Raw genomic sequence first — 21,720 nt, 5'->3', positions numbered from 1 at the left:
TTCTAGGCGCCCAGGTTCTAGTGCCCCGTTTTGTGACCGCACCACCGCCGAATCGGTAATCTGCACCAAAATAGATACACCGGTACTGGTAACCGACGGGCATGGGTACACAGGCGACATGGGTACACCGACGACATGGGTCCACGGATGAGCGAAGACAGTGGTAGCCGCGGCACCAAACGGGGCCTGTGGATCGCCGTACTGCTCGTCCTGGGACTCGGTGGTCTCACGCTGGCCGCGCCGCCGCTGACACCGAGCTCACTAATACCGAACTCACTGCAACCGAACGCCCAGTCACCCGTCACGGTCATCACCACCACCCCGCCGCCGCCTGCGATTTCGCTGACGCCACAGGAACTGGTCGCGCGGGTCGTCTCCAGCATTGTCACCATCACTTCGTCCGCCAGGTTCACCACCACGGCAGGAACAGGTATTGTCCTGTCTCCGGACGGGGTGGTCTTGACCAACCATCACGTGATCAGCGGTGGCACCGAAATCACGGCCGTGAACATGTCCAATGGACTGATCTACGACGTAGAAGTACTCGGTTACGACAGCGGCCAAGACCTCGCAGTACTCCGGCTCGTCGGAGCGTCCGACCTTCCAGTTGCCACCGTGGGAAGCTCACAGACAGCCGCGCGAGGCGATCCCGTTACCGCCATCGGAAATGCCGATGGAGAAGGAGTTCCACTTCCTGCGCTCGGCACTATCACCGGTTTCGGGGTCACAGTCAACACTCGCAATTCGACGGATGGCTCACGAAATCAGCTGAAGGGCCTCATCGAGGTCAATGCCGACATCCGGCCCGGCGATTCCGGCGGACCACTTGTGAATGCTGCTGCCGAATTGATCGGAGTCAGTAGCGCCGGCAATGCCATCGCCATCGAAGATCGAACGGAAGTCTCACCCGCCCCGCAGTCTTACGCGATCCCGATCGACACGGCGCTTCCGATTGTCGACCAAGTACTCAGTGGTCGCTCCTCGGAGACGGTACGTGTAGGCCCCACGCCGGTGCTCGGCGTAGCAGTCAAAGATCACGTGGGCTCCCCGCCTGGTGCGGAAGTGGTTGCAGTGAGCTTCGATTCGCCAGCAGAGCTTGCCGGGTTGACCGAAGGTGACGTGATCACGAATTTCGGGGGAGCTCCTATCGCCTCGACGTCCGACCTGAATATCGCGATGAGCATGCGTCACCCTGGCGATACGGTCGACCTGATCTGGTTCGACGCGCAAGGCCAACAGCGGTCAGGTTCCCTTGTCCTCGACGAGGGACCGCCGCGTTGAACTGCCACGTTGACCTGTATCAAGCTCTTCAATTCGGCTCAGGATCTTGATCCTCTGTCGAAGACCGTCTCTGCCGATTCGGGTCTCCTCGATGTAGTTTCTTGCGCCACGCAATGATCGAATGCGCTCGTTCCAGCAATTCTCGTGGATGGTGCCGGGAGTTCACTCGAGGCCGCCGTTCCGGATCGATATGCGCCGGCGGTGTCCACTCCGTTCTTCCGGTGTACCCGTCGTTCTCGTTCCGCGCGTTGGTGATCCAGCCCTGCGGGCCCTTTTTGACCAAGCTGTGGCAGCTGTCGCAGACGAGTGTGAGGTTTTCGATGTCGGTGAGTCCGTCATCATTCCATTCCGTCATGTGGTGGACGGCGCACCGCGAGGGCGGTGCGTCGCAATCGGGCCGCGTACATCCCCGGTCAGCTGCAATAAGTGCCAGGCGCTGATCAACAGTCGCGAGGCGCTTCCCACGACCGAAATGCAGCGGGCGGCCGTCATGATCGAAGAGAACCAACACCGGATGGGATTTCTCGGACATCGCGAGCGCGTCCCGAATCGGCAGAATACCGCCGGTTGCCGTGGTTGCCACGCCGCCGATCGATTCCTCCAACTGCTCCAATGTCATGGTGACGATGACTGTCGCGGGAAGGCCACGATGGTTGCCCAACACACCTCCGTCGAGGACACATTTCAACAGCGCTGAAAATGCGTCGTGGTTTCGCTGACCGGCGGTACGTGTGTCACGTGACGCTGCTGCCGCAATTGCCGACTCGCCCACCTCAGAGCAGTCCCCGCCAGGTGATTCCGGATCATCCGGGTTGTTCATCCCTGGTCTCGCCCATTTGGCCAGCACAACATCAAGTTGTGCCTTTGCAACCGGATCGAGCTCACCGGAGATCCGTGCCATCAGATCTGCGTCCTGTCTGCGTACACTGAGGTACCGCCGACGTCGCCGATCCCTGTCATCGGTTAGTTCACCGTCTGGGTTGAGCCAAGCCAATGCCTCGATGCCGGCAGCCGTCACTCCTTCCGGAGTGCCCGTGCGCGCGTATTCGGCGAGCACCATTTCGAGGCTTTGTCGGTCTTCGAAATCAAGTGCCGCAGGCGCTTTGTGCATGACATCCGCGATCGCCGATATGTGATCACGGCCGATATCCCCGTCACGTGCTGCATCAGCGGTTTCGGGGAGCACCGCGGGAGTCTGCTCCCCGAAGGCCGAAACTTGTTGCACCACAGACCGTGCCGCCCGCACACGCCGTGATGCGTCCGACGCAGAAATACGGAGAACCTGCACGAGCAGTTGATTCGGCGACCGAAGCCCCTGTCCCACGTGCAGGCTACGTTCCATTCCTTCGGCCACGAGTTGATAACCAACAGCATCGATCAGCCGAACTGTTCGCTCGAGATCTCGCAATGCAGAGATGATTCCGTCGTCGGTCAACGCCGCAGACGAGCACTGCACCAATTCTTCGGCAGCGCACGACAACACATCGACCAACTGGCGATGACCCCCGTCATCTGGTGCAATATCGCTCACTGAACCCCCCGGTTCGAACTTGCACCACACCCTATTCCGAGGGTCCGACAAGAAACTCCGGCAAGACGAGCGTCAGATGAACACCGTCAAGACTCAGGCGATGCGCGCCCGAATAAACGTTGCGACGTCACGGAGAGCTGCACGGCTTTCCGGAAGACTCGGCCACACCGCTGGGAAAGCGTGAATCTGCCCGTCCCAGATTTGCAGTGAACATTCGACACCGGCTATCGAAAGTCGTTGCGCCATCAGTTCCGCGTCCACTCTGAGCACTTCGGATTCCGCTGCTATCAGCAGCGACGGCGGAAGCCCTGCAAGGTCTCCGTCGACCGGCGACGGCATTACGCCGCCCAACGAACCGATTGCTGTCAAGGCAGAAACCGGGGCGATGACATCGCGTCGAGCATTGGCATGTGCAGATTTTGCGGTGCAGTCCAGGTCGAGGAATGGCGACAACCCAACCAACCCTGCAGGCGCAAGATCAGTGGCAGCCGCCGCCAACGCTGTTGCGAACACCAGAAATCCGCCCGCCGAATCACCGGCGAAGACAGTCTTTTCCGGTAATCCGCCCTGCGCGAGAAGCCAGTGATACGCACTCAGGCAATCATCAACCGATCCACTGATGCTCGTGTACGGCAACTGCCGGTACGCAAGATGCAACACCGGCAAACCTGTCCGCTTGGCAATGCTCGCAACCACTGGACGATGTGTGTTGAGGCCACAACACATGAAGCCGCCCCCGTGCAGGTACAAAACCGCTCCGTCGCGAATATCGGCCGTAGAACCGGCTGTGCGCACCAGTTCTCCGTCGAAGCCCGATCCCCCGCCGGAATCAGGAAAACGAATCATCTCTCGATCGATTCCCGACGGAATTCGCATCCGTGCCGCGGAGTCCAATACCGCTGCGCGCCGAATTGCGCCGTATGTCAACGGCGCCACTCCGACAACCGGACGCACCATCGCGCGACACACGTTGTACAGAATCCGCGACGAGGTACTCGGGCTGCCGAACCGCGTGCCGGTTCGGCGAGTGATTATCGGAGACAGGGACATCCGCCTAGATTAAGGGCGGTCAGTTTCCGGCGAGGTCGACTTCGTCAAGATCTTCGACGATAGTGACTTTTCGCTTCCGCCCACCGATCACTTTCCCGAGGTTGCGTAGTCCACCGGACGTCGGCTTGGGTGCGGGCGGAATGCGCTGGGGTGCAACGCGGGTGCGGGCTGCACGTTGTACCGGTTTAGGAGCGGGTGCCACCGGCGCAGCAGGAACAGGAGCAGCCGGCGCGGCATATCCAACCGACTCAGCGACTTCCACAACCTCGCGAACGACAACCTCGCGCACCACAACCTCAGCCACTTCGACAAGCTCGGGCACTTCGACTAGCTCCGGCAAGACAACCCGCGCCTCAACAACCCGCTCCTCAACAAACGTCGCCTCAACCTGCGCCGGCCCGTCGAAGACTGGGAATTCCAGCGCCCATCGGACGCGGCTGTCCAACCAACGTGAGTCGAGTTCGCGCAGTAGATCCGGATGCCACGACGCTTCCTGCGTGTCACCGAACGCCCGTGTGTCGTCGCTGACCCACAGTATTTCGGTGCCGGGATTCCGATCGGCCAGATCGAGCAGGGTCAACCAGTTCAGTGTCGCGGGGTAGCCGTCACGCTTTTTCTTGTCGACGTACGGCCGTTGCATCGCTATCGCGCGTTCGGCCACGAGCAGGTGCGGCACGTCGACAGGGTCGATGACCTCTATGCCGATTCCCTGCAGATCGTCGACCAGATCTTGCACATAGCCGTCCGCTTTGTCGTGGGCGGCGTCGATGAATCGGGTGAGGTCCCGGCGTAGACCGAGTCGGTCGTACATCCGCGCTTGCACGCTGAGAGCGGCGATCATGTCCGCGGATTCCTTGCGGTAGCGATTTGCGACGTCGAGGGCAACGAGGCGCGGGACCACAACGCGGAGTCCGCGAGCTTTGGCGTCGGCGACGGAATTGTCGAACCGTGCGCCGCGGACCAAGGCGGAGGAGTCGAGGACGATGATCATGACCTGCATTCTCCCTCAAGAACGGGACGAATGCGCTAATTCACGCGGCCCTTAATTCACACAGCCCTTAATTGCTGCAACTCTTACTTGATATTGAAGATCACAGCTCGCTGGACGATGAAGTTGATGACCGTTGCGGTGCCCTGCGCGATGACAAACGCCAGAGGCATGCGCCACCATTCGTCGGCGAGCACATGCAACATCACTGCGTTGAGCCCGACCTGAACGGCAAAGGTCACCGCGTACAGCACGACAACAGCGATAAACCGGGCGCGCGACGGCTCGGCCTTGAACGTCCACCGGCGATTGATCAGATACGCCGTGGTGGTACCGGCAACGAAGCTCAGAGCTTTTGCTGCGGTGTACGACAGCCCCAACGCGTGGAGCAGCGCATACAGCCCGTAGTCCACGATCGCCGACAACCCGCCCGTCGCAACAAACCGGACGATCTGCGTTTTCAGGTCGAGAGCGTCATCGGCGAGGTCCGTCGTGACGGGAACCTCCACCGGCAGAGGGACGTGGGGTTCGTGCTGGTGGTTCGCAGGCGTTTCGGGCACGACGACGAGCGTAACGACTCCAGCCCAAGCCGTCCGGCTGTACTCCCAGGTAACCTCTACGTTGATGTCCACGACAGCAGAAGAGACGCCCAAGCAGGCTCTCCACACCCAAGCCCGCACCCTCACCGGTTGGGGACGCACCGCCGCCACCACCGCACAGGTGTTGTCCACCCCCGACGTGGAAGTGATCGCAAGTGCGGTCGCCCAGGTTGCGGAGAAGAACGAGTCCAAGCCGTCGCATTTGCGACGCGGTGTCATCGCGCGCGGTCTCGGCCGTTCGTACGGTGATCCGGCGCAGAACGCAGGCGGCTTGGTCATCGACATGAATGCGCTCAACCGTATTCATCGCATCGATCGTGACACCGCTTTGGTAGACGTCGACGCCGGGGTGAACCTGGATCAGCTGATGAAGGCTGCTCTGCCGTTCGGCCTGTGGGTTCCCGTGCTGCCAGGTACGCGCCAGGTCACGATCGGCGGCGCCATCGGTTCCGATATTCACGGCAAGAACCACCACAGCGCGGGCAGCTTCGGCAACCACGTCGTGTCGTTGGATCTGCTGACGGCTGACGGCAAGGTTCGCACCCTCACCCCCAAGGGCGGGCGTAACGATCCCAAGGCTGCGCTGTTCTGGGCCACGATCGGCGGTATGGGCCTGACGGGCATCATCCTGCGGGCCACCATCAAGATGACGCCGACCGAGACGGCATATTTCATCGCCGACGGCGACGTCACCAACAGCCTTGACGAGACCATCGCCTTCCACAGCGACGGTAGCGAAGGCAACTACACCTACTCCTCCGCATGGTTCGACGCGATGTCCGCGCCGCCGAAGCTCGGCCGGGCAGCTATTTCGCGGGGCAGTCTGGCAAAGCTCGATCAGCTTCCGACCAAGCTGCAGAAGGACCCGCTCCGGTTCGACGCGCCCCAACTTCTCACCGTTCCCAACGGACTCCCCAATGGGCTGGGCAACAAGCTGATCTTCGGCGCAATGACCGAGGCATGGTTCCGCAAGTCCGCGACGTACCGCGACAAGGCCCAGAATCTGACGCAGTTCTACCACCCCCTCGACATGCTCGGTGAGTGGAACCGCGCCTACGGATCCAACGGATTCCTGCAGTACCAGTTCGTGGTTCCGCCGGAGGCTGTCGAAGAGTTCAAGAAGATCATCGTCGACATTCAGCGCAGTGGTCATCACTCGTTCCTGAATGTGTTCAAGCTGTTCGGCGAGGGCAATCAGGCTCCTCTGAGCTTCCCGATCCCGGGTTGGAACATCTGCGTCGATTTCCGCATCAAGCCGGGCCTCAACGAATTTGTCACCGAACTCGACAAGCGAGTCCTCGAATTCGGCGGACGCCTGTACACGGCCAAGGATTCGCGGACGTCCGCAGAGACCTTCCATTCCATGTACCCGCGCATCGACGAGTGGATGGCGACGCGCCGAAAGTACGACCCCACAGGCGTTTTCGCCTCCGATATGTCCAGAAGGCTGGAACTGTGATCAACGCTGTAGGTAACCCGCAAACTGTTTTGCTTCTCGGTGGAACGTCCGAGATCGGCCTCGCGATGTGCGAGGAGTACTTGAAGAAGTCGCCGCTGCGCATCATTCTGGCGACGCTGCCCGGCGATCCCGGCACCGATGCCGCGGTCAAGGGCCTCGAAGCCAAGGGCGCCACCAAGGTTGAGGTCGTCGACTTCGACGCTGTGAAGTTCGACAGCCACCCCGACGTCATCGACAAGGCATGGGCCGGCGGCGACGTAGATGTCGCGATCGTTGCGTTCGGTTTGGACGGTGACGCCGAGGAGCTGTGGCAGAACCAGCGCAAGGCTGTCCTGGTCGCAAACGTCAACTACACCGCGGCAGTCTCCGTCGGCGTGCTGATCGGCGAGAAGATGAAGGCTCAGGGCTTCGGCAAGATCATTGCGATGTCGTCGGTTGCCGGTGAGCGCGTGAAGCGCGCCAACTTCGTCTACGGCTCCACCAAGGCCGGTCTCGATGGCTTCTATCTGGGCCTCGGCGAGGCTTTGGCGGAGTTCGGCCCGAGCGTAACGGTGGTTCGACCGGGCATGGTGCGCACCAAGTTCAGCGCCCACGTCAAGGAAGCACCCCTGACCGTCAACAAGGAAGACGTCGCGCGGCTTGCTGTTGCAGCGTCGGACAAGGGCAAGGAAATTGTCTGGGCCCCGGGCCCGTTCCGCTTCGTGATGATGGCTCTGCGCCACGTGCCGCGACCTATCTTCCGGAAGCTGCCCGTCTAAGCTCTTTTTCGTGTCACAGACAACAGCTGAACCAGCTCTGACAACTGCCTCCCCGTCGCCGTGGCGTAATGCCGCGGCGACGGTGGTGGAAATGGCGCTCGCGGCACTGGTAGCGGTCGTCGTCGCCGCTGTCGGACTGTTCGCGTTCAGCCAGGTCGACTGGCCGGCGTTCACGTCGTCGAATGTCACTCAAGCCGTCACGACGGTCTTGCAGGTTGTCTGTATCGCCGTGATCGGCGTCGCGGTGCTGATGTTCCGCGCCCGCAAAGCGCAGCGAACTGCAAAGCTCCTCTCGTGGGCGGGGCTTTCGGGCTTCGTCACCACGACGCTCGGACTCCCCCTCGCCGCAACCACGCTGTATCTGCACGGGGTTTCGGTCGATCAACAATTCCGCACCGAATACCTGACTCGGCTCACGGATTCCGCTGCGCTGCAAGACATGACGTATGTGGATCTCCCGCCGTTCTACCCGGCCGGCTGGTTCTGGGTCGGTGGACGCGTCGCAAATTTGCTGGGTATGGACGGCTGGGAAGCCTTCAAGCCCTATGCGATCGGCTCGATCGCCGTTGTCGCCGTGATTGCACTCGTGTTGTGGACCAAGCTCATTCGACGCGATTGGGCGGTAGTCGCGGCGCTGGCCGTCACCGCGGTTGTGTTGGCGTACAACTCCCCTGAGGCGTACGGCGCCGTCGTCAACCTCCTGATCCCGCCGGTGCTCATCCTCGCTTGGGGCGCCCTCGATCGCCCGGGTTCGTCCCGGTTTGCCGGAGCGGGAGCAGTTCTCGGCACCGGCTTGTTCCTCGGATACGCAGCGACCGTCTACACGCTGTACCTCGGATTTGCCGCGTTTGCGGTAACACTGATGGGTATCGTCGCGGCGGTTCTCGCAGCCCGCGCCCAGAACACCTGGAAAGCCGCACTCGGACCACTGATCCGACTGATCGTCATCGCCGTCATCGCCGGCGTGGTCGCTCTGACTGTCTGGGCTCCCTACCTGCTCGAAGCGCTCTCGGGCGCTCCCGCCGAGTCGGGCACCGCTATGCATTACCTCCCGGATTCCGGCGCGGTACTCCCCTTCCCGATGCTGCACTTCTCACTCGTCGGCGCGCTGTGCATGTTGGGCACGATCTGGCTGATTTCCCGGTTCCTGTTCTCTCGCAGGGCACGAGCGCTGGGTATCGGCGTGATTGCGGTGTATTTGTGGGCCCTGTTGTCGATGATGTTCACGGTTGCCGGCAGCACTCTTCTCGGATTCCGGCTCGAGCCGGTTCTGATCGGGCTCCTCGCCGCGGCAGGTGTGTTCGGCTTCTTCGAGTTCGCCGGCTGGATCGTGTTGGCCACGAGCGAGAATCCGCGGGTCAAAGCAGTACTCGTTGCTCTCGGCGTCATCGGCGCGATTTCCTTTGCACAGAACATCCCGCAGGTGCTGGCCCCGGATATCGCTGTGGCATACAGCGATACCGACGGAAACGGCGAGCGCGGAGACAAGCGCCCGCCGGGAGCCGAAGCGAATTACGCGGACATCGACCGCATCATCCGCGAACAATTGGGCCGCGAGCCCCACGATCTGGTGGTCCTGACAGCCGATATCGGCTTCCTGAGCTTCTACCCGTACTTCGGTTTCCAGGGATTGACGTCGCACTACGCAAATCCGTTGGCAGACTTCCGGGCCCGCGCGGAGCTGATCGAGAAGTGGTCGGAACTCGAGACACCCGACGAGTTGATTGCCGCATTGGATGCCGCACCGTGGCGCAGCCCCGACGCATTTGTCTTCCGCCAGGGCGCCGACGGATACACCCTGCGCCTGGCCGAGGATGTCTACCCCAACGATCCCAATGTCCGCAGGTACACGGTCACCTTCCCCAAGGAGCTGTTCGACGATCCTCGCTTCACGATCACCGAGCAGGGACCGTTCGTGGTTGTCACCCGCAACTGACGCGGTACCCCCGATAACAGTAAACAAACGGGATATTCTTCACAGTCGGCTTGCCGGTGACGGTCGTTGACGCGCCCCCTCCGCACCCCTAACTTCATAACGTGACAAAAACCGATGCCCGCACGGCCATGATCGATGCGGCCGAGCGATTGGTGGCGGAGCGCGGTTTAGCAGCACTGACCTTGCGCGACGTCCAGATCGAGGCTGGGCAGGCAAACAAGTCGGCAGCGCAGTACCACTTCGGTTCACGCGAAGGCTTGCTGTCCGCGGTGATCGAGTCACGCATGAAGCCGGCTGCGGAGCGCCGACACGATCTCCTCAACGCGATCGACGTCGCACAGCAACCGCCGACCATGCGCCAACTCGTGGAGGCGTCGGTGCTGCCGTTGGCCGAGCAGACGATCGAACGTGAGCACAGTTTGTACGCGCGCTTTCTGGTGCAGTCCATCTTCGATCCGGGAATGTCGACGGTCATCCGGGACCACCTGCAGGCAGCGACCTTTCGCGACGTTCAGCAGCGCATTGCGTCGGCGTCGGAGTTGCCGGCCGATATCGCGGATCTTCGCGCGGGCACACTCAGCATTTTGGCCATCGTGACATTTGCTACCTGGGAAGGACGAGTTCACAGCCCTGCACAAGCCAAGCTCATCGTGGCCGATCTGATCGAGAGTTGCCTCGGTGCGTTGAACGCGCCGGCACCCCAACCCTGATCACACCCGGCCCCAGTTAGACCCCTAGTCAGACAGGGGTCGAGTTTGTCCTCGCCACCACCGGGGTATTCGACTGCTTCACGACGCGGTTGACATGACAACTGCGCACCCATCGTGGCGGGGCAGGTGATGACATTGAGCGAACTCGTTGCGCAGAGTCACGAATTGGTTCCACATCGCGCGATCCTGGACGCAGCAGAGCACACTCTTGTCATTGCGCGAGGTAAGCCATACGGCCCCGAGCAGGCATTTCACGAGCTGCTCCGTGTTGCGACAGAGCATCGGATCGCGGTGCTCACTTTGGCGCGGGCTCTTATCGACGTGTCGCAGACACGTGAACCTGAGAGCCTTCCGAAGGATCTACCGCATACCGTCGCTGCGGCGCAGTGGGGTGCACTTCTGGATCTCCCCACCCGGGAAACACTGCACGCGCACGACACCGACGACGCCGAGGTAGAAAGTCACCCAGCCGACGAACCTGCTGTCGATTACCTGCTCTCGACAGATCTTGCCGGTCGCATCGTCTTTGTGTCGCTGGCGTTCACCATCGCTGCGATTGTGGGATTCTTTGCCCACGACTGGGCGCTGTTACTTCTTGTGACGGCGGCATGCACGGCGTGGGCGGCGGTGGCACTCGCAATGAAGGCCGTCCGCGCCTCCCGCACTCACCGCCGGTCGATCCCTACCGAATACCGGTCGAATACGCAGGCTCCCAACAACTCTCACCGTCACACTGTTGCAGCGTGACGGTGAGAGTCGTAACGATCAAAGCCTCTGCCCTTTAAAGTCAAAGTCTCTGCGGCGCTCCGTATGTGACGACCGTGTCCCCATTGGATGTCACGGCCTTTGCGTACGGCCGGATGGTGACCGGACCGATGGCACCCTGTACGTATCCGTGGATTCCTTGCATCCGCACCGTCGCTTCGCGGCCGTCGAATGTCTGATCTTCGAGCAACTCCACGTCGGTAATTCCACCCGGCGCCAAATCCACGTCAAGTTCCTGTGACGGGATGATGTCTCCACCGAGTACAAATGCATTCGAGATGTCGAGTCCCAGAGCCGGTTCGGGAATGAACCCGATTCCGAGGTTGGTTCCGCTCTCCACGCCCCAGTCGAGTCCGGGGCTGTTGAGGACAACCGTGGCACCGGTCAACGCGATCGGGTAGCCGATTTGGTAGCCGATCGTCAGTTGGGTTCCGGTGAAACTGTCCGCGTCTGGGCCGTCGATGCGCACCGACGCAACGCCGTCGTGGAAGAACTCGACGCTCAGTGGCGAACTGTCGAGCGGCGGGACTGTGTGGATGGCTGTGTCCATCTGCAGGACTTCTATGCGGTTTCCCTTGACGTCCGTGATCGAACTCGCGTTGTCGACTCCCGCCGACGCGTTGGTGCTGCCGAACGCGACGGCAAGGGCGGCCACTGCCCCGACAGCCCCGATGCGAGCCCCGTTACGAGCCTTGTTCCTACTCGCTGCGCGTTTACCCCCTGCGCCGCCGCAAACCCGTGTGTTCGTCATGCACAAGCACCATCCCATCAGGTTGTGACCCCGATGGGTTCCCGCTTTGTCGAGAACGCGATCCGTCGGGGCTGTGTGAACGAATTCGGGGTACACGAATTCGAGCAGGACACCTCCGAGGTACCCATGTCACAAAGCCGCCAAACTCGACCGACCGGTTATCTCGAACGAGGCACGAGCGAGCCTGAACTGCCCCGAATACGGCCTGCTCGCGCAGCTGCAGGCTGGTCTCCAGGCCATCGTTCGTTACGCTGGCGGGATAAGTTATCGAATCGATACCTTCAGCGGGTACCTCGTAACCATCGAGGAGCCGCCGAGACAACCACCGAGGCAACCACCGAGATTGGTTTCATCCGAAAGGCGCCGACTGCATGACCGAGACTCTGCCCGAACCTCAACAACAGCTGGTCGAGGCGACACCAGGGCGGGTCCGTTCAGTTATCAGCCGAGGCCGGATGGTCGATCTCGCGATCATGGTGCTCTTTGTCCTGGCCGCGTTCTGGGTGATGTCGAATCTCTGGCGCAACCTGGAGTCCGGTTATCTGGTCAACGCGGGCCGCGACCAGTCGATGTGGGAATGGTTCTTCGCCGACACCGCGCACGCGCTCTCTCAGTTCCGCACACCGTTGTACAGCGACCTGCTGAATTATCCGCTCGGCGTGAACCTGATGGCCAATACCGCGATGTTCGGCATCAGCATGCCGCTGGCGCCGCTCACCTTGCTTTTCGGGCCGACGCCGACTTATGCGATCGGGCTGACATTAGGCCTGGCCGGTACCGCAATCGCCTGGTACTGGACGTTTTCCCGGTATGTGCTGACGGGCGTTTCCGTTCGGGTGAAGTGTGCGGCCGCGATCGGTGGCGGGTTCTGCGGATTTGCCCCGGCCATGATCTCGCACGCAAACGGTCACCCGAATTTTGTGGCCTTCTTTGTCATTCCGTTCATCTTCATGCAGGTTATCCGCGTTTCACGTGGAACCAATGTGGTCAGGGACGGCGTCGTCCTTGGCCTGCTCATGGCGTGGCAGATCTTCCTCGGCGAAGAACCACTCCTCATCTTCACCATGTCCGCGATGGTGTTCGGCGCTGTGTACGCACTCTCGGATCTTCCGAGAGCGCGGGCTGCGATCAAGCGCAGCCTGCCCGGCTTGGCCGTCGGCGCAATCGTGTCCATCCTCATCACTGCGATACCGCTCTACTCACAGTTCTTCGGCCCCGCAAGCTACGACGGCGTCGGCCACGGCCAGGCGGGAGCCGACTTCGGCGCGTTCACCACCCTCCCCACCGAATCGGTGGGCGGCGACAAGACCGGCGCCGAGTACCGCATGAACCCCACCGAGGAGAACTCGTACTTCGGTTGGCCGATCGTCATTCTGATCTTCTTCGCGACGGTATGGCTGTGGAAGATGAAGCTCACTCGCGCCGCTGCGGCCGTCATCGTCGTGATGGGCGTGCTGTCACTGGGGTCCGAGCTTGTCTACAAGGGCGATCACACCGGCATCACGTTGCCCTGGAAGTTCCTGGCCCACTTGCCGCTGTTCGAGTCGGTCCTGGAGTCACGCTTTGCCATGGGTGCAATTCCCGCCATCGGGTTGCTGCTGACATTGGGTACGTATCGCGCGCTGGTGGAGCTTCGTAATCCCCGCGGCGGCAATTCTCGCGGCCCTGGCCTGATATTGCCCGGCGCGTGGTTGGCGGTGCTGGCGCTCGCAGTGGTTGTCCTGATTCCGACGCGCATCGATACCGTCGAACGCCCGGACACCCCGAAGTTCATCACCAGCGGATCGTGGGAGAACTACGTCAGCGACGGCAGCCTCGTGTCGGTTCCCGTGTCCAGCGGTGAAGAAGCGCGGGCCATGCGCTGGCAGATCGATGCCGATTTCGGCTTCCCGATCGCCGGCGGCTACTTCGTCGGCCCTCATTCGATTACCCGCGGCGGCATCTACGGGGCTGAGTTCCGCCCCACGTCGTCGCTTCTGGTCAAGACCAACGAGACCGGTCAGATCCCCGTTGTCGACGCCACCACCCGCGCCGACGCCCTCACCGACCTGCGGTTCTGGCGTGCCGACGTCCTGGTACTCCCGAAAGCAAGCAACGACAACGCGCTGCGTCAGACGGTCAACGCTCTGGTGGGCTTCGACGCCACCTCGGTCGACGACGTCTGGGTGTGGGACGTCCGTGACCTCGTGAGCGGTAAGACGACCAACAAGTAGCGCTTCCTTAAGTCGTCTCTCAGGATGTAACGGGCGACACTCGCCTAACATCGTTCCTTGTGCCGTCTGACGTAGTAGTGCCCCCGCAGTCTCCGCCCACTGGCCCCGACGCTCGCCCCGAGTCGGATGCCCAACGGGTGCAGAAGGCACGAATCATCGCGATCGTCACCGGTCTGCTCGGCATGCTGTTGGCGCTCGCCACCCCGTTCCTCCCGGTCGACCAGAAGGCAGCAAGTGTCAGCTGGCCGCAGGACGGGTCGTTGAACAGCGTCTCGGCGCCGCTGATCTCCTACTCCCCGACCTCCCTCGACATCACCATCCCGTGCCCCGCGCTTGGCCAGCTCGGCGAAGACGGCGGCACGCTGGTCTCGACCATGCCGAACGGTGCGCCCGACCGCGATGCGCGCGGCCTGACCGTTCGGACCACCGCGGATCGCCTCGAGGCGATCACCCGCGAATCGGTCCTGATCTCGGCGCCATTGGGCGAACTCACCGGATGCACCGCGCTGACCATCACCAGCGACTACCAGCAGACCGTCGCCACCGTCACCGGAATCGACGGCCTGACAACAACCCTGACCGGCGACTACCGTCCGCAGGTTGTCGGCATCTTCACCGATCTGCAAGGCGCTCCGCCGGCGGGCCTGTCCGTCGACATGGACATCGACTCCCGATTCTCTTCCAGCCCAACACTTCTCAAACTCTTTGCGATGATCGTCGCGGCACTCTCCACGATCGTCTCGCTGTACGCGCTGCACCGGATCGACGGCGTCGACGGCCGACGCGCACGACGGTTCCTCCCGGCGCGGTGGTGGAAATTCACGGGCGTCGACGGTCTGGTCATCGGCACGCTCCTGCTGTGGCATGTGGTGGGCGCCAACACGTCCGACGACGGATACCTCCTCGGCATGGCCCGGGTTTCGGAACATTCGGGATACATGGCCAACTACTTCCGTTGGTTCGGTGTTCCCGAAGCGCCGTTCGGTTGGTACTACGACGTCCTCGCGGCGTTCACCAAGGTGAGCACTGCCAGCATGTGGATGCGGTTGCCCGCGTTGATCGCCGGCATCCTGTGCTGGATGGTGATCAGCCGCGAGGTGATCCCGCGGCTCGGTGTTGCGGTGCGCCGCAACAAGGTTGCCATCTGGACCGGCGGCCTCGTGTTCCTGGCGTTCTGGTTGCCGTACAACAACGGTTTGCGTCCCGAACCGATCATCGCGCTCGGCGCTCTGCTGACGTGGTGCTCCATCGAACGTGCCGTTGCCACAGGCCGTTTGCTGCCTGCGGCGGTTGCGGTGCTGATCGCCGCGTTCTCCCTCGCTGCCGGCCCGTCGGGACTCATCGCGATCGGTGCACTGCTCGCCGGGGCGCGCCCCATCGTGCAGATCTTGATCGCCCGAGGCAAACGAGTGGGTTTCTTCTCGCAGATCATGCCGGTCCTCGCGGCCGGAACCGTCGTACTTGTTGCGGTGTTTGCCGATCAGACGTTGGCAACGGTGCTCGAATCGACCAGGGTGCGAACAGCTATCGGCCCCAACGTCCCGTGGTTCGAGGAGCGAGTTCGCTGGGACGCTTTGATGACAATCTCCCCCGACGGCTCGTTGGCACGCCGCTTCGGCATGTTCGTGATGATCGTCGGACTGATCTTCTGCGTCATGCTGATCCTGCGGAAGGGCCGGATTCCCGGCACCGCGATCGGGCCGTCGCGCCGGATCCTGGGCATCGTGTTCGCGTCGCTGCTCCTCATGCAGTTCACGCCGACCAAGTGGACTCACCACTTCGGCGTGTATGCGGGGCTGGCAGCAACGGTGGCCGTGCTCGCCGCGGTGGGAGTCAGCGCGTCGAGCATGCGTTCGAAACGGAACCGCGCGCTCTTTGCCGCAGGCATCCTGTTCATCCTGGCCGTGGCGTTCACCAGCTCCAACGGCTGGTGGTACGTCTCGAGTTACGGCGTCCCGTGGTGGGACAAGCCGCCGTCCATCGCCGGCAAGGGCTTCTCCACCGCGTTCCTCGGCCTGACGATTCTCGCGTTGCTGCTGGCTGCGTGGTTCCACGTTCGTGAACCCCTCGAGAAGTCGACTCCGAAGAAGAACAACGGCCGGACAGCTCGCCTGCTCGCAGCGTCCCCGTTGACGATCGCGGCAGGCGCGGTTGTGCTGTTCGAGGTGTTGTCCCTGGTCAAAGGCGCAGTCGCGCAGTATCCGGCGTACTCGATCGGCAAATCCAACGTCGAATCCGTCTTCGGCGGAACTTGTGGCCTCGCCGGTGAGGTCCTGGTCGAATCCGATCCCGATACCGGTGTTCTGCAGCTGATCGACCGCCCCGCCGACCTGGCAGGCGCAGGCGCTTTCGGGGCAACCGAATCAACAGGATTCACCCCGGACGGAGTGGCGAGCGACCTGACCGCAGATGCCGAGGACAAGGCTGCCGGCAGCGCCAACAGCCTCGACACCACCACGTCGGCAAACGGCACCACCACCCCGGGAACGGGCGCAGGTACCGGAGGCGGATCGGCGTCGACGGCCGGAATCAACGGAAGCAACGTTGCGCTCCCGTTCGGCCTCGATCCCGCGACCACTCCGGTTCTCGGCAGCTTCGGCTCGTCGGAAGCCGCTTCCCTGACCACCGGTTGGTACGCCTTGCCGCAGCGCAGTGACGCGGCGCCGCTGCTGACCATCGCTGCCGCCGGGCGTATCCGCTACGTCGACACCGACGGCATCGTCACACCAGGTGCAGTTGTCCACGTCGAATACGGCAAGACGCAGGCCGACGGCAGCGTGACAGCGCTCGGCCAGATCGCTCCGATCGACATCGGCCCGTCTCCGTCGTGGCGCAACCTGCGTGTCCCGATGGATCAGCTCCCCGCCGATGCCGACACCGTGCGTGTGATCGCCAGTGACTCCGACATCGGCGGCGAGAAGTGGGTTGCACTCACCCCGCCGCGGGTTTCCGACATGCGCACTCTGCAGAGCGTCGTCGGATCCACCGATCCGGTACTGATGGACTGGGCTGTGGGTCTTGCGTTCCCGTGCCAACGTCCGGTCGATCATCTCTACGGCGTGGCCGAAGTTCCGGACTGGCGCATCCTTCCCGATCGCATCGGTGCGGAGTCCACCAATGCCTGGCAGGACCACTACGGCGGCGGTCCGCTCGGTTGGACCAGTGAGTTGCTTGCAGCCCGCACCTTGCCGACGTATCTCGACAACGACTGGGATCGCGACTGGGGTTCGCTCGAGCAGTACACACCGCTCGATCCGGCGGCGGAACCCGCTCAGATCGACGTGACAACCGAGACCCGTTCGGGCACCTGGACACCAGGTCCGATTCGTTACCAGTCATAACTGTTACCGGTGGACCTACCAAACCTCCCGGGCACGGTAGGTCCACGGGTAACACTCGCATAACATCGGTAGCCGTGCCAGACGTCGCCACAGTGCCACCCTTAACTCCGAGTTCGCCGCCATCCCGTCCGGATGCACGGATGCGCTTCCGACAAACGCGATTGATCGCGATAATCGCGGGCCTCATCGGATTTGTTCTGGCACTCGCCACCCCGCTTCTTCCGGTGGTGCAGACGACGGCAGCGGTCAACTGGCCGCAGAACGGCGTGATCGGCGACGTCGAGGCACCCTTGATGGCTCAGGTCCCCATCGACGTCAACGCGTCGATACCCTGCACCGCTGTCGGCTCCCTTCCCGCGGGCGGCGGCATTCTCATGTCCACGGCCCCCGCTCAGGGCGACGGTGCGGCCCTCAGTTCCATGTTTGTGCGTGTGTCCGAAAGCAACGTCGACGTCCTTGACCGCAATGTCGTCGTGGCGTCGGCTTCGCGTGAGGACGTCGAGTCCAGTCGCTGCACCGCCATCACGTTCAACTCCGACGTCGACCGGACCGCCGCAGCATTCGAGGGACTCACCTACCCCGACGGCAACCCCGTTCGTGGACAACTCGACGGCGACTTCCGCCCCCAGGTGGTCGGTGTCTTCAGCGACCTCCCCGACGGCGCGGCCCCCGAGGGTCTCGGATTCTCGATGACCGTCGATTCCCGGTTCTCGTCCAGTCCGACGACGCTCAAGCTGGTTGCGATGATCGTGGCCGTCTTGTCCACGATCGTGTCGCTGATCGCCCTCGCCAAGCTCGACGGAATCGACGGCCGCACTCACCGCCGCTTCCTCCCCGCACGCTGGTGGAAGTTCTCCGGACTCGACGGCGTTGTTGTCGGCACGTTGACGTTGTGGCACTTCATCGGCGCAAACACGTCCGACGACGGTTATCTCCTCACCATGGCCCGCGTTGCTCCCGACGCCGGATACATGGCCAACTACTTCCGCTGGTTCGGCGTCCCCGAAGCCCCGTTCGGTTGGTACTACGACGTGCTGGCGGTGATGGCCAAGATCTCGACGGCCAGCCCGTTCATGCGCCTGCCCGCGTTGATTGCCGGAATCCTGTGCTGGATGGTCATCAGCCGTGAAGTTGTTCCACGCCTCGGACGTGCGGTCCGCCGGAGCAACGTCGCGCTGTGGACCGGCGGGATGGTCTTCCTCGCATTCTGGCTCGCATACAACAACGGTCTGCGACCCGAGCCCATCGTCGCGCTCGGCGCCCTGCTGACGTGGTGCTCCATCGAGCGCGCCATCGCGACCGGCCGACTGTTCCCGGCTGCCGTTGCAGTGCTGATCGGCGCCTTTACCCTCGCTGCTGCCCCCACCGGATTGATGTGTATCGCAGCACTTCTCGCGGGTATCCGGCCGCTCATCCGAATCGTCGTGAAGCGTCACCGTGAGGTCGGCACACTGCCACTGCTTGCACCGATCGCGGCGGCCGGAACCTTGGTGCTTGTCGTCATCTTTGCTGATCAGACGCTGGCCGGCGTTCTCGAGGCCACCCGCGTCCGGACCATCATCGGACCGAATCTCGAGTGGTACAAAGACTTCCTGCGGTACTACTACCTCTTTGTCGACACGGTCGACGGCTCGGTAGCCCGCCGATTCGCCTTCCTGACGATGATCCTGTGCCTCTTCACGACGCTCTTCGTGTTGCTCCGACGCGGCCGGGTTCCCGGCGCCGCTACGGGTCCGTCGTGGCGTCTGGTCGGAGTTGTCTTCGGCACCATCTTCTTCATGATGTTCAACCCCACCAAGTGGACTCACCACTTCGGTGCGTACGCCGGCATCGCCGGTTCGCTCGCGGCACTGACAGCTGTTGCTGTATCCGCGTCTGCACTGCGATCGCGCCGCAACCGCTCGGTGTTCGTAGCTGGCCTGCTCCTGATGCTGGCGTTGACCTTTGCCGGCATCAACGGCTACTGGTATGTCTCGAGTTACGGTGTGCCGTGGTTCGACAAGACTGTTTCCTTGAGCGGACACGAATCAAACACCCTGTTCCTCGCACTCTTCGGGCTCGCTCTGGCCGTCGCGGCCTGGCAGTACCTGCGTGAAGGATTTGCGGCGGCACCGGAAAAGCCGAACACCGTCAAGGGCAAGCGGATTCGCAAATTTGCCGCAGCGCCGCTGACCGTGATCGCCGGCCTCATGGTGCTCTTCGAAGTCCTCTCTCTCCTCAAGGGCGCCGTCTCCCAGTACCCGGCATACTCACTGGGCCGTAGCAACATCGAAGCCCTCGCCGGAAAAACCTGCGGCATGGCCGAAGACGTGTTGGCCGAGACCGACGTCAACTCCGGCAACCTGGCGCCCATCCCCGGCCCTGGATTCAATGCCGAAGACCCCTTGGCCGGCGAAGAGGCGAAGGGCTTCTCCGCCAACGGTGTTCCCACCGATCTGACCGCGGACTACATCGAGGTCAAGCAGGGCATGGGAAACACCGACACCCAAAGCGTCGGCCCCACATTCGAAACCGGTTCGGACTCCGGAACCAGCGGCGGCACCGGCAATATCGGCGTCAACGGGTCCACCGCCAAACTCCCATACGGCCTCGACCCGGCCACTACGCCCATCATGGGCAGCTACCAGGCCGGCGTGCAGGAACCGGCGTCACTGATCTCGAGCTGGTATCAATTACCCGCTCGCAGTGAACAATCTCCGCTTGTTGTCATGTCGGTGGCCGGACGCGTCTGGTCCGTCGACAACACCGGAGCGGTGACCTACGGCCAGTCACTGCTCGTCGAGTACGGCAAAACGCAGCCGGACGGGACAGTGGCACTGCAGGGTTCGTACATGCCCCGCGACATCGGGCCGGCGCCGTCGTGGCGCAATGTTCGTATCCCGATCGACGAACTCGCCACCGACGCCGACGCAGTCCGCGTGGTTGCCTTCGATCCCAACCTCACCGGCGATCAGTGGATGGCGTTCACGCCGCCTCGCGTGCCGAAGCTCGAGTCACTCAACTCGTACCTCGGCAGCGAGCAGCCGATTCTGCTGGACTGGGCTGTCGGCCTTCAGTTCCCGTGCCAGCGTCCGTTCTCGCATGTGAACGGCGTCGCGGAGATGCCGAACTTCCGCATCCTCCCGGACCGGCCACTGGCTGTCAGTTCGACCGACACGTGGCAGTCCGCGGACAACGGCGGGCCGCTCGGGTTCACCGAGGTCCTGGCCGAGGCCACGGCAGTCCCGACGTACCTGAAGAACGACTGGGCCCGCGACTGGGGATCTCTCGAACGTTACGACCGGTACTTCCCGAATGCCGTTCCGGCAGAAGTGGAGACGGGCACCGCAACCCGCTCGGGAATGTGGATGCCCGGCGAGATGCGGGTGCACTAGACGGCACTACCTACTCGGGTGCGACGTACGGAGACGGCCGAGACCGCTCCGACAACTACGACGCACCCGAGTAGCTGCGCAGCACTTGGCCGTTCACCCAGGAGAACGACCGCCAGCAGTACGGCAAGTACCGGCTGCATGAGCAGTAGCGTCGCACCCACCTCCGCAGGCAGCCGAGGTAGCGAATAGCCCATCAGCATCCAGCCGAACACCTGGCCGACCAGAGCAAGAGCGGCCAGCCAGATGAACGATTCCCAGCCGGGGGTGAAATCGATCTGTCCCCACAGTGATCCGATCAGGGAACCGGCAATTCCTGCCGAGGCTGTCGACACCAGCACCTGACTCGCCGCACGGTCGGCCGCGCCGATCCGGCCGACAACGAAGATGTAGCCGCCGTAGGCGATTCCGGAGATCAGGGACAGCACTGTTCCCCACAGCAGATCCGTCCCGGCCGCTGCGCCGCCGAACACACCGCCCGCCAAGGCAATTCCGGTGAACATGAAGGGCAACGCAAACAGAAAGCGCAGCGGAACGCGATTGCCGAACACCAGCCAGGACAACGCGGGCACCACGATCACCTGCACATTCACGACGACGCTTGCTATCCCGGCGCCGATCATGAGAATCGACTGCGACCACAGAGCAAAGTCCAGCCCGAGCAGGATGCCGCCCAATGCTTGCAGCACCAGCGCCCTTCGGGTTGGCATTCCCACTCGTCGATACTCGCGCCACGCCAGCAGGGCCAGCGGCGGCAAGGCCAGGAAACACCGGAAGAAGACCGCGGTCGACGGCGACACATCTGCCAGTTTGATCAGAATCGAACTGACGGAGATAGCAGCGGCGCCGCCGATGACCAGTAATCGAGGATCGAAGCGAGCCTGAGTAATTCGGGTGGGCGTGCGCGTGGGTGAGGTCAAGGTGGTCACTCCCACAATGTTCCTGCCGCTAACTATTCAGCACAAGC

Annotated in this window: 15 protein-coding genes; 9 read left to right on the top strand and 6 right to left on the bottom strand. The window is 62.7% G+C overall.

Going from position 1 to position 21,720, the window contains the following annotated elements:
• The first annotated feature begins 147 nt into the window (after positions 1 to 147).
• Complete coding sequence (locus tag KYT97_RS20800; protein WP_219110615.1) at positions 148 to 1,281, top strand: S1C family serine protease; 1,134 nt, start codon at positions 148 to 150, stop codon at positions 1,279 to 1,281.
• 28 nt (positions 1,282 to 1,309) lie between these two features.
• Here KYT97_RS20800 and KYT97_RS20795 read toward each other — a convergent pair whose 3' ends face one another.
• The 4 genes from KYT97_RS20795 to KYT97_RS20780 form a co-directional block, all read right to left on the bottom strand.
• Complete coding sequence (locus KYT97_RS20795) at positions 1,310 to 2,812, bottom strand: HNH endonuclease signature motif containing protein (RefSeq protein WP_245005891.1); 1,503 nt, start codon at positions 2,810 to 2,812, stop codon at positions 1,310 to 1,312.
• Positions 2,813 to 2,905: 93 nt separating this feature from the next.
• Positions 2,906 to 3,862, bottom strand: coding sequence for an alpha/beta hydrolase (locus KYT97_RS20790; RefSeq protein ID WP_045066366.1), 957 nt, complete (start codon positions 3,860 to 3,862; stop codon positions 2,906 to 2,908).
• A 19-nt stretch (positions 3,863 to 3,881) separates the two neighbouring features.
• A complete protein-coding gene (locus KYT97_RS20785; protein WP_219110614.1) occupies positions 3,882 to 4,853 on the bottom strand; it encodes a PIN domain-containing protein in 972 nt (323 codons plus the stop codon).
• 83 nt (positions 4,854 to 4,936) lie between these two features.
• Complete coding sequence (locus KYT97_RS20780; protein ID WP_219110613.1) at positions 4,937 to 5,410, bottom strand: GtrA family protein; 474 nt, start codon at positions 5,408 to 5,410, stop codon at positions 4,937 to 4,939.
• Positions 5,411 to 5,474: 64 nt separating this feature from the next.
• On the opposite strand from KYT97_RS20780, the gene dprE1 reads away from it, so the two are divergent.
• The 5 genes from dprE1 to KYT97_RS20755 all read left to right on the top strand — a co-directional run bounded on the left by dprE1 (position 5,475) and on the right by KYT97_RS20755 (position 11,059).
• Entirely contained in the window at positions 5,475 to 6,908 is a 1,434-nt protein-coding gene (gene dprE1, locus KYT97_RS20775; RefSeq protein ID WP_092805617.1) for a decaprenylphosphoryl-beta-D-ribose oxidase, read from the top strand.
• Complete coding sequence (gene dprE2 / locus KYT97_RS20770) at positions 6,905 to 7,666, top strand: decaprenylphospho-beta-D-erythro-pentofuranosid-2-ulose 2-reductase (RefSeq protein WP_033235147.1); 762 nt, start codon at positions 6,905 to 6,907, stop codon at positions 7,664 to 7,666. The genes dprE1 and dprE2 overlap by 4 nt, the downstream gene beginning before the upstream one ends.
• Positions 7,667 to 7,757: 91 nt before the next feature.
• Positions 7,758 to 9,602: a galactan 5-O-arabinofuranosyltransferase gene (locus KYT97_RS20765; protein ID WP_245006176.1), complete on the top strand. Its 1,845-nt coding sequence runs from the start codon at positions 7,758 to 7,760 to the stop codon at positions 9,600 to 9,602.
• A 101-nt stretch (positions 9,603 to 9,703) separates the two neighbouring features.
• Positions 9,704 to 10,312: a TetR/AcrR family transcriptional regulator gene (locus KYT97_RS20760; protein ID WP_072782704.1), complete on the top strand. Its 609-nt coding sequence runs from the start codon at positions 9,704 to 9,706 to the stop codon at positions 10,310 to 10,312.
• A gap of 129 nt (positions 10,313 to 10,441) precedes the next feature.
• Positions 10,442 to 11,059 (top strand): ANTAR domain-containing protein, encoded by a 618-nt coding sequence (locus KYT97_RS20755; protein ID WP_095887651.1) that lies wholly within the window; start codon positions 10,442 to 10,444, stop codon positions 11,057 to 11,059.
• Between the two features lie 40 nt (positions 11,060 to 11,099).
• On the opposite strand, the gene KYT97_RS20750 is transcribed toward KYT97_RS20755, so the two are convergent.
• Positions 11,100 to 11,846 carry an MspA family porin gene (locus KYT97_RS20750; RefSeq protein WP_072782726.1) on the bottom strand — a complete coding sequence of 249 codons (747 nt, stop codon included), beginning with the start codon at positions 11,844 to 11,846 and terminating at the stop codon, positions 11,100 to 11,102.
• Positions 11,847 to 12,199: 353 nt separating this feature from the next.
• Between KYT97_RS20750 and KYT97_RS20745 the strand changes: the two genes are divergently transcribed.
• From KYT97_RS20745 to KYT97_RS20735, 3 genes are all read left to right on the top strand, one after another.
• A complete protein-coding gene (locus KYT97_RS20745; protein ID WP_219110612.1) occupies positions 12,200 to 14,041 on the top strand; it encodes a glycosyl transferase in 1,842 nt (613 codons plus the stop codon).
• Between the two features lie 59 nt (positions 14,042 to 14,100).
• Positions 14,101 to 17,382, top strand: a complete 3,282-nt coding sequence (locus KYT97_RS20740) for an arabinosyltransferase domain-containing protein (RefSeq protein ID WP_425332389.1) — start codon at positions 14,101 to 14,103, stop codon at positions 17,380 to 17,382.
• 140 nt (positions 17,383 to 17,522) lie between these two features.
• Positions 17,523 to 20,756 carry an arabinosyltransferase domain-containing protein gene (locus KYT97_RS20735; RefSeq protein WP_373557463.1) on the top strand — a complete coding sequence of 1,078 codons (3,234 nt, stop codon included), beginning with the start codon at positions 17,523 to 17,525 and terminating at the stop codon, positions 20,754 to 20,756.
• Here the strand turns inward: KYT97_RS20735 and KYT97_RS20730 are convergent.
• A complete protein-coding gene (locus KYT97_RS20730; RefSeq protein ID WP_371851339.1) occupies positions 20,753 to 21,682 on the bottom strand; it encodes a DMT family transporter in 930 nt (309 codons plus the stop codon). The genes KYT97_RS20735 and KYT97_RS20730 overlap by 4 nt on opposite strands.
• Between the last annotated feature and the right edge of the window lie 38 nt (positions 21,683 to 21,720).

Origin of the sequence: Rhodococcus globerulus (genome assembly GCF_019334125.1) — a bacterium.
Classification (GTDB): Bacteria; Actinomycetota; Actinomycetes; order Mycobacteriales; family Mycobacteriaceae; genus Rhodococcus_F; species Rhodococcus_F globerula.
The sequence above is the reverse complement of the archived record's forward strand: the minus strand, read 5'-3'. Positions and strand labels throughout refer to the sequence as shown.

What these genes read in the sequence shown, in the direction of transcription:
- dprE1 (WP_092805617.1), top strand. Translation starts at nt 5,475, where the DNA reads ATGTCCACGACAGCAGAAGAGACGCCCAAGCAGGCTCTCCACACCCAA.
- KYT97_RS20755 (WP_095887651.1), top strand. Translation starts at nt 10,442, where the DNA reads ATGACATTGAGCGAACTCGTTGCGCAGAGTCACGAATTGGTTCCACAT.
- KYT97_RS20785 (WP_219110614.1), bottom strand. Translation starts at nt 4,853, where the DNA reads ATGATCATCGTCCTCGACTCCTCCGCCTTGGTCCGCGGCGCACGGTTC.
- KYT97_RS20750 (WP_072782726.1), bottom strand. Translation starts at nt 11,846, where the DNA reads ATGGGATGGTGCTTGTGCATGACGAACACACGGGTTTGCGGCGGCGCA.
- KYT97_RS20800 (WP_219110615.1), top strand. Translation starts at nt 148, where the DNA reads ATGAGCGAAGACAGTGGTAGCCGCGGCACCAAACGGGGCCTGTGGATC.
- KYT97_RS20735 (WP_373557463.1), top strand. Translation starts at nt 17,523, where the DNA reads ATGCGCTTCCGACAAACGCGATTGATCGCGATAATCGCGGGCCTCATC.
- KYT97_RS20790 (WP_045066366.1), bottom strand. Translation starts at nt 3,862, where the DNA reads ATGTCCCTGTCTCCGATAATCACTCGCCGAACCGGCACGCGGTTCGGC.
- KYT97_RS20765 (WP_245006176.1), top strand. Translation starts at nt 7,758, where the DNA reads ATGGCGCTCGCGGCACTGGTAGCGGTCGTCGTCGCCGCTGTCGGACTG.
- KYT97_RS20745 (WP_219110612.1), top strand. Translation starts at nt 12,200, where the DNA reads ATGACCGAGACTCTGCCCGAACCTCAACAACAGCTGGTCGAGGCGACA.